We start from the raw sequence: 14,956 nt of genomic DNA on the forward strand, positions 1-14,956 counted from the left end.
AAATGGCTTCATTTGAAGTAAAAGGCGGTGCAAAACTGCGCGGAGAGATCATTCCGCAGGGTGCCAAAAATGAGGCGCTACAGATCCTGTGCGCCGTATTGCTTACTCCCGAGAAAGTAACGATTTCTAATATTCCCGATATCCGTGACGTTAACAAGCTGATTGAGCTGCTGCGTTCGCTGGGGGTGAAAACAGAGCGCCTGTCGCCTGATACCTATACCTTCCAGGCCGATGATATCGATGTCAATTTCCTGGATTCCGATCGATTTGTGGAGCTGGGCCGTGCCATCAGAGGCTCTGTGATGATCGTGGGTCCGATGCTGGCCCGATTCGGCAAAGCAAAAATGCCTAAGCCAGGTGGTGACAAGATCGGCCGCCGCCGACTGGACACCCACTTTACAGGCTTCGAGAAACTGGGCGCTTCTTTCCAATACAGTGCTGAGGACGATTTCTATACTGTGACTTCTGAAGGTCTGAAGGGAGCCTATATGCTACTCGACGAGGCTTCTGTAACAGGTACAGCTAACATTCTGATGGCCGCCGTATTGGCCGAAGGCACCACTACGATTTACAATGCCGCCTGCGAGCCTTATGTGCAGCAGCTATGCCGCATGCTCAACCGCATGGGTGCTAAGATTAGTGGCATTGGTTCTAACCTGCTCGTGATAGAGGGTATAGAAAAACTGGGCGGCACCGAGCACCGCATGTTGCCGGATATGATCGAGATCGGTTCTTTTATCGGCCTTGCCGCCATGACCGGATCAGAGATCACTATCAAAGATTGCCAGATACCAGAATTAGGCCTGATACCAGATACCTTCCAGCGACTGGGCATCAAGATGGAGTTCCGTGGCGACGACATCTTTATACCGGAGCAGGATCGCTACGAAGTGGATACCTACATCGATGGCAGCATTCTGAACATCTCGGACCATACCTGGCCGGGCCTGACGCCAGACTTGTTGAGTGTGGCACTTGTAGTAGCTACACAGGCAAAGGGTACCGTGCTCGTACATCAGAAAATGTTCGAGAGCCGCCTGTTCTTTGTCGATAAGCTGATCGACATGGGTGCTCAGATCATTCTCTGTGACCCGCACCGCGCTACTGTGATCGGTCAGAACAAGCAGATTCCATTGCGTGGCATCCGCATGACCTCCCCTGACATCCGTGCTGGTGTGGCCTTGCTGATCGCGGCTCTTTCTGCGGAAGGCACCAGCATCATCGACAACGTAGAGCAGATCGATCGCGGCTACCAGAACATCGATGGGCGTCTGAACGCATTGGGCGCACAGATCAGAAGAATGTAGATTATTGGTGCCAGGCAGTTTGTTTGGGCATCATTTGATACATAGATAAAACAGGAAGAGCACCCTAAACAGGTGCTCTGCTTGTTTCTATACCTATCACTTAGTCCATCCTATACCTGCTTTATATCCTTATCAACCAAAAGAGCACACTCTGCAGCGTGCTCTTTTAATTTTGGGCTTGATACCGTAAAGCTATACCTGCAAGATTAGTCTTGTTGCACTTCTTCTTTGCCTTCTCCTCTTCTACTGCCACGGTATAGCTCGTATTTAAGCAAACGGCAATCGATGGCTCCATTGTAAAGTGGTGTGCGACGGGAGGCACGCAAGCCTATACTCTTGGCGGCGTCCAGGTTTCCGGTAAATACGAAAGCATCGAAGCCCTGGTAGTTGTTCTTGAGCGTGTCCCCGATCTGCTTGTACAGCTGATGGATGTCATCTGACTGGATTCGTTCGTTATAGGGTGGGTTCATAATTAATACACCTTCTTCTACCTGTGCCTTGGTCTCAAAGAAGTCAGCCATTTCAACTTTAATGACATGCTCCAGTCCGGCATTCTCAATGTTCTTGCGGGCAGCCATCACATAATCAGGATCGATGTCATAGCCGATAATCTGGGCCTGTGGCTCACGCTTCTCTTTGGCCTCAGCAGTTTTCCATACCATCTCAAAAAGCTCGGCGTTGTAGTCTTTCCAGCTTTCAAAGCCGAACGGATCGCGACGGAAAATGCCCGGTGCAATGTTCTGGGCCATCAAGGCAGCTTCGATCAGGAAAGTACCCGAACCGGCCATCGGGTCAATGAAGGTCGATTTCTTGTCCCAGCCTGACAGGGCGATGATGCCAGCGGCCAGTACTTCATTCAGCGGTGCTACGTTGGTTTGCAAACGGTAACCGCGACGGTGCAGGGAGTCGCCCGAAGCGTCAAGCGACAGGGTCACCATGTTCTCGTGCATGTGCAGGTTCAGGCGTACATCCGGCCGGATACGGTCCACGGAAGGGCGCTCGCCGGTCGCCTTGCGGAACTGGTCGACAATGGCGTCTTTGGTCAGCTGGGCTACAAACAGCGAGTGCTCAAAGGTAGAATGGCTCACCACGGCATCGATGGCAAAGGTCTGGTTCAGGTCAAACACCTCGGACCAGTTGGTTTTCTGCACCTGCTCGTACAGGTCACGCTCGTTGCGTGCTTTAAAGTTACGTATGGGGCGAAGTATACGTATGGCAGTGCGGCACCACAGGGCAGCTTCGTAAAGTTGACGCAGATTACCTGAGAATGAAACGGCCCGGTTGCCTACTTTAATAAATTCCATCTCGAGCGCACGCAGCTCTTCTGCCAGTACTTCTTCCAGGCCACTGAGCGTTGTGGCAATCATATTAAAATTATCGCTCTGCTTTTGCTTCGCCATCTTCTATACCTGTTTATGCTACAAAAATAAGGTTTTAAGTTGGGAAGTTGGAAGGGTAAAAAGCTAGAAAGTCCTCCCGGCAGCTTAAGATCACCAGAAAGAGCAGTTTATCTTGCTTCAACTGGTGGCTATGGCTTTATAATTTTCCATTTTTTACTACCTCAACTAGGACTCAACTCTTTCAACTAAATGAATGGATCAACTCTTGATTGTGCTATTTCTGCATTTTGTTCCCATACAGGCCTGTAAAATCAGAGAAGTTATACCTTCTAACTTCCTATCTTTTTAATTTTCTAACTTAGAACCCCTATTTTTGCCTTAAATACCCGCTTATGAAATTCGAGAAAGACTTTTCCCTTAAACCTTACAATACGTTTGGCATCGATGTCAAGGCCAGGCATTTTGCACGCTTCGACAGTGTGCAGGAGTTGCAGGAACTGCTGCAGCGGCCTGAGGTAAAGGAAGATCCGAAACTTATTTTGGGCGGAGGCAGCAATTTGCTGTTCACCAAAGACTACGAAGGGATTGTGCTTTTCAATGGCATCAAAGGTATGGAAGTTCTGCGTGAAGAAGGCGACTATAGTTTTGTGCGGGCTGGCGGTGGCGAACTGTGGCATGACCTTGTGCTCTTCTGCCTGGAGCATGACCTGGGCGGCATCGAAAACATGTCGCTTATACCTGGCACAGTCGGAGCAGCGCCTCTGCAGAACATCGGTGCCTATGGTGTTGAGTTAAAAGATGTGTTTGTGGAGTTGGACGCTGTACACCTTGAGTCTGGTGAAGTGCATACCTTTGATAAAGAGGCCTGCCAGTTCGGGTACCGTGAAAGTGTATTCAAACATAGCCTGAAGGGGCAGTATGTAGTCACTTCCGTAACACTACGCCTCCGCAAAAATGCAGAACTGAATACCACTTACGGTGCCATACAGACCACGCTGCAGGAGATGCAGGTACAACAACCTACTATACATGATGTAAGCGCTGCAGTTTGCCACATTCGCCGCAGCAAACTGCCTGACCCCACCCAAATCGGTAATGCGGGGAGTTTCTTCAAAAACCCTGAAATTCCAGTATTGCTTTTTGATGTGCTTAAGGTACAGTATCCCGATATGCCGGCTTACCCGGTATCGGAAACCAGCGTCAAGGTGCCTGCTGGCTGGCTCATAGAGCAGTGTGGCTGGAAAGGCAAAGTGATCGAAAACTATGGTGTGCACAAAAACCAGGCACTGGTATTGGTGAATTATGGCGGTGCTAAAGGTGAAAAACTCCTTCAATTGGCCCATGATATCATACAGTCGGTTCAGGAAAAGTTTGGAATTGCACTACAACCAGAAGTAAATATAATTTAACACTACCATCAGCGGAAAAATGCTGAAATTTTTAACTAAACTTCCCTAACTTATTTATACAAGCTGCGATATATAGGGTATACTTTAACCGCATATCACCCTATGAAACTTAATATATTCCGCTACTTGATTTTAATGCTGGTGATCCCCTTTGTGCTGGCCTCCTGCAAGAAGGATGATCCCAAACCTACGAAAACAGACCTCGCTGTGGCCCATGAGTGGCAAGGCGAACGTGTGCTTGTAAACGGCTTTGACGTGTCCGATCGTCCCGAGATCAAAGATATGCTGCTTGACATTAAAAGCACACGTCTGACATTGCGCCGTGACGGTACCTATACTGCGGTATACGATCAGGCGGGCACTAGCCAAACCACTACCGGCACCTGGGAATTCAAGGAAAATGAAACGATCATTTATTTTGACCTGCTCGGTGATCTCCAGATTGAAAACCTGACGACTACCAACATGGATCTGATTACCACTGTGAACCGTAACAACATGACATTTGATGCAAAGGTCCAATTTGTAAAAAAAGACTAAATTCAGTAAGTTAGATATCTTATACCCTTCTGCTCAATTTTTATCTTTTCTGAACACGGGGCTTTTTCATTTTAACCCAAAACCCATTATATGAAAATCAAAAATTTACTTCCCTTTTTATTTGCCCTGTTTCTGGTTACCAGCTTGACATCCTGTGATAAGGATAAAGACAAAGAGCCATCACAAACAGACTTACTAACAGCTAATACCTGGAATGGCAATTCTCTCTGGGCTTTTGGGCAGGATATTTCAGATTTGTTTTTAGAGCAGATAGGCTTTGACGTCAAGAAGAGCAGAGTGAAGTTCGATAAGGCCGGCACTTATGTAGATTCTTATGAAAGGAGCTCATTAAGCGGCACCTGGGAATTTGCTGATAATGAAAAAACCATCATTTTCGATAAAGGCACTGATGATGAATACAGGGCCAGTGTGTTGATGCTTACAAGCTCCGAACTACGCCTGCAACAAACGCTTGAGTTTGAAGATGATGAACCTGTTGACTTGGAAGTCAGATACACGCGATAAAACAAAAAAGGCTCCTTAACAGGAGCCTTTTTTTATTTCAGTACAGCCAGGGTGGCGCCATCGCCTCCCCTTTCCTCGGCTTCACTGGCCAAGCTGACCACTTCAGGCAAGGAGTATAAGTAGTCGCGCACCACCTGCCGTAGCACACCGTTGCCACGACCATGCACGATCTTGATCTCAGGTATACCTAGCATAATGGCTTCGTCAGTGAAGTTCATCACTTTATTTAAAGCATCTTCGGCATACTCACCCCGAATATCAATAGAGGAGCCAAAGTCAGCCATACGCTGCGTGATGTTCATACCACGGGTATAGCCTTCTGCTGTTTCGGCTTTCTTCTGCTTTTTGGTCTGCGCTTCTGCTCGCTCCAGGTTGTCCACCTTTACGATTGTCTTGAGCCCGCCGAAAAGCACCTCAGCCGTTTTGCCTTTTATACCTACGATCTGCCCCACTGAGTCCTGACCGATCAGTGAAACTGTGTCACCAGCCTTCAGTGGACCGCCGTTGTTAACCGCTCGCTTGTGAGCAGGTCGTGGCTCTTCCTTGCGTACTTTTTCGGTGGCAAACTCCTCCAGTTCACGGCGGGCCTGCTTGGTCTGCTCCTTTTCAGCCTGACTTTGTTTGATCTGCTGTATGGTCGCCTCAATCTTCTGATTTGCATCTTTCAGCAGGAGTTTGGCTTTGCCTTTGGCTTCGCGCATCACATCCTGCTTGCTCTCCTCCAGGAAGTTCTTCAGTTCCTGGTACTCCTTCACATTGCGCTTCAGCTTCAGTTCGAGGGCAGTGGCCTCTTTCAGCTTTTTCTCTAGCTCCTGCTTCTCAGTCTCGAGTTCTTCCAACAGACGGTCGTAACGGATTTTATCCTTGCCCACCAGGCTACTGGCTTTGTCTACAATGTGCTTCGGCAAACCGATCTTGCGGGCAATCTCAATGGCGAAAGAGGAACCAGGTTTTCCGATCTCAAGCTGATAGAGTGGCTGCAGGTTTTTGTGGTCGTAACGCATCGCCCCGTTCACAATGCCTGCCGACCGCTCGGCGAAGTTCTTCAGGTTGGTATAGTGCGTGGTGATCACGCCAAACACCTTGCTGTCGTTCAGGTTCTGCAGCACAGCTTCGGCAATGGCACCGCCTAGCACTGGTTCCGTGCCCGTACCAAATTCGTCTATCAGCACCAGACTCTTGTTATCGGCCACCGTCACAAATTTCTTCATGTTGGTCAGGTGGGAGCTGTAGGTACTCAGGTCATTTTCGATGGACTGTTCATCCCCGATGTCAATAAAGATGTCGTGGAAGATACCCGCTTCTGAATTGTCACCTACCGGAATCAGCATACCTGTCTGTAGCATGTACTGCACCAGACCAACCGTTTTTAAGCTCACCGACTTGCCACCGGCGTTCGGACCCGATATCAGCAAGATGCGCTGGTCTCTGGTTAGCTCAAGGTCCATCGGCACGGTCGGTTTACCCAAAGCTCTGTGGGACAGGAATAGCAAAGGGTGAATGGCCTCTTTCCAGGCGATATGCGGATACTTATGTAGTTTCGGCATCGTCGCCTCTACACGCCTGGCAAAAGCCGCCTTGGCCCTGATAAAGTCCAGCAGACCCAAGTACTGGTAAGCTTTGCGAAGCTCCGGTATAAAATTGCGCAGCGTATTGGTCAGCCCTACCAGAATGCGGATCAGTTCGCGGTGATAGGCATTCTCCAGGTCCTTGATATCGTTGTTGAGTTCGAAGATAGACTCCGGCTCAATGTAAACGGTCTGCCCTGTATTCGACTCGTCATGGATCAGACCTTTGATACGGCGCTTGTGCTCCGCAATGACAGGTATAACCAGACGGCCGCCGCGGATGGTCGGCTCTGCATCGCCGGGCGTCCAGCCTTCGTTTTTGGCGTGGCGAATGATCGAGCTAATGGTCTTGCGCAATTGCCCCTGTTGCGCAATGAGGTCACGCTTGTAGCGCTGCAGCTCAGGCGAAGCATCGTCGCGCACAGCACCGGCATCGTCCACGACTTTGTCAAGGGCGGCTAGTAGTGAGCGTTCGACCATCACATTGGCCCCCAATGCTTTCAGGGCTTCGTACTTGCCTTCTTCAGCACTGGAAATGTAGCGCAATGAGTCGCGTATAGTGCGCAGTGACATTTTGATCTCGAAAAAAGCCTGCACTTCCAGGAAAGTACCAGGTATAGCGGCCCGGTCGAGGTAGGCTGTTACATCAAAGTAGTGCTGCAGCGGAATCTCGGCATCGGACTCGAGCAATTGCTTAAACTCGTTTGTCTGCTCCAACAGGCGCTGCACCAGGTCATGCCGGTTCAGGAAAGTCATGCGGCTGACGAACTGGCGGCCAAGTGGGCTCAGGCAAAGTTCGGAGAGCATTTCACGTACCTGCGCAAAGCCAATCTTTATTTCAAAATTTTCTGGATAGATCAATTGTTATCTCTTAATTTAAAGGCAAATTTAGCATATTATAACAAGTAAAGCGGCCCCTTTCGTTCGCTCTGATTTTATAATATTTGCAACCCGAAATATGTAGCGTGTCACCGGACTCTGGTCAATGGGTAAATGATGGTGTCTGGTATACCTGCTTTTACTCCTGAGTACTCTATCTGATGTAGATAGAAGCGCATGGTATATACACAGCATAGTATCATGAAGCGGCACCATCATACTTAAGGACTTTTCTGTTATTTCGTCGCTAGTGTGAGGTCTGAAATAGTGACAATGCTTCTAAAGAGTTCAGATTTCTCACTATGTTCGAGATGGCAGTAACAGGCGCTTAAGTTTTTGGAACAAGGTCAAGGCCTGTCCCAACAGAACATTTCAACTTTTTAACTTTCTAACTTCCAAACTTTTTAACTTATATGGTTCTCGACAAACTCGCTAATGCCGACCGCTATACCTGCATGCACCCACTCTTTGCACAGGCTTTTCAATTTTTAAAAGAAGCCGACCTGCTAACGATGCCGATTGGGCAGAAAGCGATTGTGGGCAAAGACCTATTTGCGATCATCTCAGAAGGCAGCGGCATACCTGAAAAAGACGCTAAAATAGAGGTACACCGCAAATACATCGACATTCAGTTTGTCATTTCCGGAACAGACCATATGGGTTGGAAAGACCTGGCACTTTGCAGTGCGCCCAACGACCCGTATACTGATGAACGTGATGCGGCTTTTTTCCCGGATCGCCCCGCTTTCTGGTTTGATGTGCCGGCCGGTTCTTTCACCATTTTCTACCCAGACGATGCCCACGCCGCCATGATCACAGAAAGTAACGTGCGGAAGGTTGTATTGAAGATCGCTGTGGAGGCTCATGTATAACGCTGACTGTTCTACAGTCTCGAACCTAGTAAATGATTCCACTCGCTCAAAGGGTAACTTAAGATATTATATTTATGAAATACTTATACAGCCTTTTAATTGTAGCAGTACTTTATTCCTGTGTCGGGCCTGCAAATAGCAGCCAGGCTCCTGATAATAGCGTGAAGGCTGAAGATGGGGAGCATTACTACACCTTTAATGGCGTAAAACATTGGGTTAAAGTAAAAGGGAGCCAAAACAGCACCACTCCAATTGTAATCGTGCATGGCGGCCCGGGTGGCAACAATTATAACTTTGAAAGGACAGTAGGGCCAAAGATCGAATCCTTTGCTACAGTTGTATATTATGAACAGCGGGGAAGCGGTAGAAGCGAAGCTCCACAAGACCCAAACGACTATCTGCTACAAACCCTCATCAGTGACCTGGACCAGTTGAGAGAAGCTTTAGGAGTACAGAAAATGACTCTGCTTGGATACTCGTTTGGAGCAGAATTAGCCTTGCGGTACGCTATTGAGCATCCTTCAAGGGTTGAGAAATTGATCTTATCATCGCCTGCCGAATTATCGAAAGCAAACATGCTGGTGCAGATACAGGGTTTCTATGCTATAGGAGACAGTACACTCAAAGCCGGTATTGAGCAGATCTTAAAAGACACCACATCAATAGAAGATAAGTATGGAAAAGTATGGAATTCAAGTTCTTCTGAGATAGTCGATCGGTTCCTGTTCCTGCACCCTGAGCCGGCTCAGAAAAACAGGCAATTATGGCAGGAAAGCAATCTGAAAAACACAGGCCTCATGGCAAAGGTATACCTCAAGAACAATAAAGCTGACCTGGTAGAGAAGGCTACAGGTTTGAAAACACCAACTCTGATCATTAGTGGCGTGCATGACAAAAACGGCGGGTTACATACGGGGCTTGCCCTGAAGCAGGTGTTAAGTAACAGCCTCATCAAATTGTATGAAAACAGCGCCCATTTCCCGGACATGGAGGAAGAGGATCGCTTTGCTGCAGATGTCAAGATATTTACCCAAGGAAACTAACAGGTGATTCTAATACCTAAGCCAAGTCAAAACGGCCATAAAATCCATAAAAACCAGCGACAGAATTTATTAGATCAATGGCGCTAACAGTATCCCCAATAAGGTTAAGATTTGCCAGGGTAAAAAATAGCCTTTGCTTCAAAAGCAATTAATTAAGGTATAGGCTAGCGCGTCAACTCAAGCAGATCACTTACCAGTCGAGACTCCGGCCGGAGAAGCGGAAACCGATTCAACAAATCCAGAAAGCTGGTCAGCAGATGCGGATTATCGGCTATGTTTGAGAAGCAGGCGATCACAACTTCGTGATCAGGTATACGGATGACCAGGTTGCTGAAGCCGCTGGTATTGCCAGTGTGGTACATCTCAAGTCTTCCTGATTTACGTCTGCTGAAGAACCAGCCCATGCCGTAAAAGCCATTCCGGTAGCCCTCAAGTGGCGTGTATACCTGATTTAGCGCTGGTGCCATACCTGTTTGTTGGCTGAGTGCCTGGTGCCAGCGCAGGTAGTCCCGCACCGAGGTATAGATGCAGCCGTCGCCTTTGGTAGCGGTGCAGGTGCCCTGGTCAGCCAGCATGATTTCACCTCTCTCGTTTCGGGCATAGCCCATCGCGCGATTAGGTATAGTTTCATCCTTTTTGTAGAGCCTCGTGTGGTGCATACTTAGCGGCTCAAAAATGCGCTGCTGTAAATAATCCGCATAGGCTATACCTGAAACCTGCTCTACGATCAGTGCCAACAGCACGTAGCCGGTGTTGCTATACCTGAATTGGGTGCCGGGCGTGAAGTAGGTAGTAGATTGAGAAGCCGAGATAGCACGCACATCTGCGTCGCTGATCTGCCAGTCAGGCTGCTCCTCCACAAACTCCTCGTAATCCAACAGGCCGGAGGTATGGCAGAGCAAATGCCGCAATGTTACTTGTGTGCCTATACCTGACGCGAATGATGGAAAGAACTGCTGAAGTGAGTCATCATATGTTAAACGCCCCTCCTGTTCCAGTAATTGAATACAAAGTGCCGTAAACTGCTTGCTCACCGAAGCCAGCCTGAAAGTAGTGTCCGGTGTTATAGGTGCGCCCGTGGAAAGATCGGCTATACCTATGCCGCTTGCATACAGTTCCTCTCCTGCCACTGCCACCAGCAGGGCTGCGCCTGGTCCATTGGAGGTATAGGAGCTCCACAGGTGCTCGTCCAAAGCTTTATGCAAATGCTGCCGCATGGTAAATTAATTGAGTGCTATACCTTAAAACTTTTCTTCCACACCCAGTCCGAACAGGGCGTAGTCGTATTTCACCGGATCATGCGGGTCGAAGCTCCGGAGGTGATCGGTCAGTTCTTCTGCAGTTTGCCAGTCCATACCTTTGCGGGTGATCAAGCCCAGTCGGCGGGCGACGCGCTCCACATGCACATCGCAGGGACAAACCAGATCGGCAGGTAGCATCGTGTGCCAGATACCGAAGTCTACGCCACCATCGGCTGGCCGTACCATCCAGCGCAGGTACATGTTCAGTCGCTTGCAGGCTGACTTGCGGGCTGGGGTAGATACGTGCTTTCTGGTGCGGTGCGGCGCCTCCTCCAGACTGAAGACCAGGTCATGAAAATGCTCCAGCCTTGCGTTTTGTGCCTTTATCTCGTTGTGCTCTCCTGTAAAAGCTGTTTCCAGACTCTCGTGCTGCTCGTAGTACCACTTGAACCAGTGAATCAGGTATAGCAGGTCCGTGTCGTTGAAAGTGCGGTGCTTAAAGCCCAAAAAACGGGGCAGATCCTGCTCCTGATGATGGAGAATAAAGTCATGCGGGGCATTGTCCATCAGATCCATCAGCTTCAGGCAATTGTTGATGATCGTCTTGCGCTGCCCCCAGGCCAGAATTGCTGCAAAGAAGCCGCTGATCTCGATGTCCTGCTTCTTGGTAAAACGGTGCGGGATGGATACCGGGTCATTTGAAATAAAGTTTGGCTGATTGTAGCGGGCTACCCGGTCGTCGAGCAGGGCTTTGATCTGAGCAATATCCTGTTTCATGTGCAATGGTACGAGAAATGGCGCCCTGCAAGTTAAGTAATCTACTGTTGGCAGGCCAAATTAGCATAGCGCACTAAGGTATAAAAGTGGCCTAAAACAAAAAGCCCGGACATTGCTGCCCGGGCTTTTCTTTATTCCTATACCTGCTTATGGCATGTATGATAGTTCTACTCTGAACTTCTGGTCGATGGCGCCTAACTTCTGGCAAGCTTTCTTTGACAGGCGTACCACCACGTTGTTATTATCGCCTGTGCTTGGCAGTTTGCCGATCACACGCACATACACCACTTGGTCGTTCATAGCATTTTTCACTTGCATGATCGTACCCACCGGCGCTGTTTTGTGCAGTGCCAGGTATTTGTTGGTGTCTGCTTTCGGGTCAATCATTTCGGCCATACCTGTCTCAATGATCTTTTTGGCACCAGATACAGAATCTACCGTTTCCTCGTCATCGTTTGCCACCTTAGTGGTAGCTGCAGGTGTCGTCGCTGTAGCAGCAGGCTGAGGCGTCAGGACAATATGTGTATTGGCCGGATTTGGAGTTGCTGCTACAGGTTCTGTAGAGGCTACGGCTGTATCCGTTACTTTGTCTTTCGCAATGGCATCATCAGACTCGCTCACATAGATCGGATTCTTGGACGGAACTGCCTGCCCTTTGCCCACGATCAGGTGTGCGCCTACACTGATTGTATTATCAGGCAGGTTATTCCAGCGCTTGATGTCCTCCACTTTCACGCCATGCATGCGGGAGATCGAGTAAAGCGTCTGCTGTGGCTCTACCTGGTGCAGTTTTTCGCCGCGACTGTTCACAGTGAACGTACGGTTGCTGGCTGTGCCTGCAGTAGATGTCTGCTGTACAGAGGCTGGCGCCGCAGCATACTTGCGGGGTATCAGCACGATTTGACCAACGTTGATGGTTGTTTCCACCGATGGATTAGAATCCACGATTTGGGCCACCGATACACTATACTTTCTGGATAGGGCGTAGAGTGTTTCTTTAGGCTCCACACGGTGCTGCACATATACCTTACCGTTCTTTCGCTCCACACCAACTGAGTCGCGCAGGGCAACCGTATCGAAGGCTGAAGCCGAAATAGGAAGCAGTGGCACTGCGAAAAGGGCGATAAGTAAAATTCGGACCATAGCTAAAAGTCGTTACTAATAAAATTAAAGAGAATATGCCGTCAAGGATGTCTTGTTTTGCACGAAATACAAATTGCGCATAAAGATAAAAAAAGTATCTGAACCTACGCCATCAATTGCACCTGCAAGTAACTCATTTAAGTGCAAAAAACCATTTAAATCAAAAACAGCCAAAAAATTATCTAACTTATTTTCACCTGACTTACGGTAATAACTCACAATCAGGCAAGTGTCGGTTTCGGCGTACTCCAGCACGCTTACAGGTTCACAATCAAGCTCCTGCGCTATGAAATCGCGTACCTGTTCATAGTAAGTTTCCCCTTCCCGGTACAAATGCGGGTACTGCACATCCTCAAACCGGACTTGGTGAAAGTGCTGCACCCGATCAGCCGCTTCATTTTGGCTAATATCGTTTTGAATGGTTTTACCGTAACCGCTTTCCAGCAAAAGCAGTTCCACACGTTCTTGTGTAAGTCTATAAGCCAGCAGGCCCCCTTCCTCTATTCCGTAGAAAGCCAGGTCCGGCTGCTGCCAAAGTTCATGCCCTGTATCAGCTGTAAAGGCACGTATACCTTTGTGATGCCCCAGTTTGCGATCGCCATAGCCATGAAGGTAGACTATCTTATCATGCACATCCTCCAGGCCCAGCCACCAGGTGTTAGCGTCAGGCACTAGCAGCTCCCTCGGTTGCCCATCGGGCAGGTGCAAGGCATAGAAACGGGTCTGCAGCAGGTCGGCGTCACGCACCTCCAGCGCCATCCATCCTTCGCGTGCATCCAGCCGGATACGCCACACTGGTGCTTCAAAATCGTATTTAAAACGTAGGGAAAGAATAAGCGGGATTTTTTTAGTACCTTATTTCCGATTAAGCCCAAATGTATGAAAACTAACGCAAAAATCTGGCAATGGCCGTTACTCCTCTTGCTGGCTCTTCTTTTTTGTTTCACGGCTACGCTGGCACAGTCGCAAGAGCGACAGAAGGTTTTCATCATGGAGATCGGGTCAGAGATCGATCCGCGCACCAATCGCTATACTGAACTGGCCCTTGCAGAGGCTACACGCCTGGAGGCTGACCATATTCTGCTGAAGCTGAACACCTATGGGGGTGCCGTAAACGACGCTGATGCCATCCGCCTGCGCCTGTTAGAGTATCCGAAGCCGATCTATGTGTTTATCGACAAGAACGCAGCTTCAGCCGGAGCGCTTATCTCCATCGCCTGCGACAGCATTTACATGGCGCCGGGTGCCAACATTGGGGCGGCCACCGTGGTGGGTGCCGACGGGCAGGCAGCACCTGGCAAGTACCAGAGTTACATGCGCTCTATAATGCGCTCCACCGCCGAAGCCAATGGCCGTAACCCCAGGCTGGCCGAAGCCATGGTAGACGCTGCCGTGGACAGCACCCTTTCCGCCGGGCAGGTACTTACGCTGACTACTTCCGAGGCCATCCAGCACGGCTTTTGCGACGGAATGGCCAACAGCGTAGAGGATGTGCTGCAAACGCTTCATCTGCAGGATGCCGAGATCATCCGCTACGAACTCAGCACGACCAACAAGGTCATTTCTTTCTTCCTGAACCCGGTTATCAGCGGTATTCTGATCCTGATCATCATCGGCGGGTTGTGGTTTGAATTGCAGACACCTGGCATTGGCTTCCCACTGATGGCTGCCATTGTGGCCGGCGTGCTTTACCTGACGCCTTTCTATCTCAACGGACTGGCTGAGCATTGGGAGATCCTGCTCTTCATCGTCGGGCTCGTGCTCATTGCGCTGGAGGTATTTGTGGTCCCGGGCTTTGGGGTGACAGGTATAAGCGGCATTACGCTGGTGTTCTTGTCGCTGCTGCTGATCATGGTCAACAACCAGGCTTTTGACTTTACCTTCGTGTCATCTGAACGCCTCATGGAAAGTCTTGTCTCCGTGCTGTTAGGCATGATCAGTGCCGTCATCATTGTCATCCTGACCTGGAACCGCGTGCTGGGCAGTCGTGCTTTGCAGCGCGTTACATTGGTTAATACCTTCGATAGCAAGGAAGGCTACCGCTCCAGCAACTCAGCAGAGCACCTGATCGGCAAAACTGGTGTCGCCTATACCCGCATGGCCCCTAGCGGTCGTGTCATGATAGATGACAACGTGTACGATGCACAGGCCCGCGATGGCTTTATCGAGAAAGGCGATTCGATACAGGTAATCGACCAAAGCACCTTTGCGCTACGCGTGAAGAAGGTATAGGAACTTTTGAAACTGAAACAATTATGCTCCTGGCTGCAACCCAAGCGAGTAGATCAGGGTCTTAGGAATAAACCGCTATT

General features: G+C 49.3%; 13 protein-coding genes. 7 read left to right on the plus strand and 6 right to left on the minus strand.

From position 1 onward, the window contains the following. The first annotated feature begins 2 nt into the window (after positions 1 to 2). Positions 3 to 1,307, plus strand: a complete 1,305-nt coding sequence (gene murA / locus AC5FX6_RS06160) for a UDP-N-acetylglucosamine 1-carboxyvinyltransferase (protein WP_493596144.1) — start codon at positions 3 to 5, stop codon at positions 1,305 to 1,307. Between the two features lie 206 nt (positions 1,308 to 1,513). Here murA and AC5FX6_RS06165 read toward each other — a convergent pair whose 3' ends face one another. Beyond that, entirely contained in the window at positions 1,514 to 2,707 is a 1,194-nt protein-coding gene (locus tag AC5FX6_RS06165; RefSeq protein WP_493596145.1) for a THUMP domain-containing class I SAM-dependent RNA methyltransferase, read from the minus strand. A 332-nt stretch (positions 2,708 to 3,039) separates the two neighbouring features. On the opposite strand from AC5FX6_RS06165, the gene murB reads away from it, so the two are divergent. From murB to AC5FX6_RS06180, 3 genes are all read left to right on the plus strand, one after another. Further along, on the plus strand, positions 3,040 to 4,056 hold the full coding sequence (gene murB / locus AC5FX6_RS06170; protein ID WP_493596146.1) for a UDP-N-acetylmuramate dehydrogenase: 1,017 nt from the start codon (positions 3,040 to 3,042) through the stop codon (positions 4,054 to 4,056). Positions 4,057 to 4,158: 102 nt separating this feature from the next. Continuing rightward, the gene (locus AC5FX6_RS06175; RefSeq protein WP_493596147.1) at positions 4,159 to 4,596 is read left to right on the plus strand and encodes a hypothetical protein; all 438 of its coding nucleotides are present in this window, start codon (positions 4,159 to 4,161) and stop codon (positions 4,594 to 4,596) included. A 90-nt stretch (positions 4,597 to 4,686) separates the two neighbouring features. After that, a complete protein-coding gene (locus AC5FX6_RS06180) occupies positions 4,687 to 5,121 on the plus strand; it encodes a hypothetical protein (protein WP_493596148.1) in 435 nt (144 codons plus the stop codon). A gap of 32 nt (positions 5,122 to 5,153) precedes the next feature. On the opposite strand, the gene AC5FX6_RS06185 is transcribed toward AC5FX6_RS06180, so the two are convergent. Next, positions 5,154 to 7,550: an endonuclease MutS2 gene (locus AC5FX6_RS06185; protein WP_493596149.1), complete on the minus strand. Its 2,397-nt coding sequence runs from the start codon at positions 7,548 to 7,550 to the stop codon at positions 5,154 to 5,156. A 431-nt stretch (positions 7,551 to 7,981) separates the two neighbouring features. Here AC5FX6_RS06185 and AC5FX6_RS06190 point away from each other — a divergent pair, with 431 nt between their 5' ends. After that, entirely contained in the window at positions 7,982 to 8,440 is a 459-nt protein-coding gene (locus AC5FX6_RS06190) for a NanQ anomerase/TabA/YiaL family protein (RefSeq protein WP_493596150.1), read from the plus strand. Positions 8,441 to 8,514: 74 nt separating this feature from the next. Beyond that, a complete protein-coding gene (locus AC5FX6_RS06195; RefSeq protein WP_493596151.1) occupies positions 8,515 to 9,483 on the plus strand; it encodes an alpha/beta fold hydrolase in 969 nt (322 codons plus the stop codon). 164 nt (positions 9,484 to 9,647) lie between these two features. Here the strand turns inward: AC5FX6_RS06195 and AC5FX6_RS06200 are convergent, their stop codons facing one another. The 4 genes from AC5FX6_RS06200 to AC5FX6_RS06215 form a co-directional block, all read right to left on the minus strand. After that, positions 9,648 to 10,676: a serine hydrolase domain-containing protein gene (locus AC5FX6_RS06200; RefSeq protein WP_493596152.1), complete on the minus strand. Its 1,029-nt coding sequence runs from the start codon at positions 10,674 to 10,676 to the stop codon at positions 9,648 to 9,650. A 48-nt stretch (positions 10,677 to 10,724) separates the two neighbouring features. Continuing rightward, complete coding sequence (locus tag AC5FX6_RS06205) at positions 10,725 to 11,501, minus strand: TIGR02757 family protein (RefSeq protein ID WP_493596153.1); 777 nt, start codon at positions 11,499 to 11,501, stop codon at positions 10,725 to 10,727. A 147-nt stretch (positions 11,502 to 11,648) separates the two neighbouring features. Continuing rightward, positions 11,649 to 12,644 carry a septal ring lytic transglycosylase RlpA family protein gene (locus AC5FX6_RS06210; RefSeq protein ID WP_493596154.1) on the minus strand — a complete coding sequence of 332 codons (996 nt, stop codon included), beginning with the start codon at positions 12,642 to 12,644 and terminating at the stop codon, positions 11,649 to 11,651. Positions 12,645 to 12,668: 24 nt separating this feature from the next. Beyond that, positions 12,669 to 13,439: a DUF4905 domain-containing protein gene (locus tag AC5FX6_RS06215; protein WP_493596155.1), complete on the minus strand. Its 771-nt coding sequence runs from the start codon at positions 13,437 to 13,439 to the stop codon at positions 12,669 to 12,671. 84 nt (positions 13,440 to 13,523) lie between these two features. Here AC5FX6_RS06215 and AC5FX6_RS06220 point away from each other — a divergent pair, with 84 nt between their 5' ends. Beyond that, a complete protein-coding gene (locus AC5FX6_RS06220) occupies positions 13,524 to 14,876 on the plus strand; it encodes an NfeD family protein (protein WP_493596156.1) in 1,353 nt (450 codons plus the stop codon). Positions 14,877 to 14,956: the final 80 nt, after the last annotated feature.

It is taken from the genome of Pontibacter sp. LHS2 (assembly GCF_058932845.1).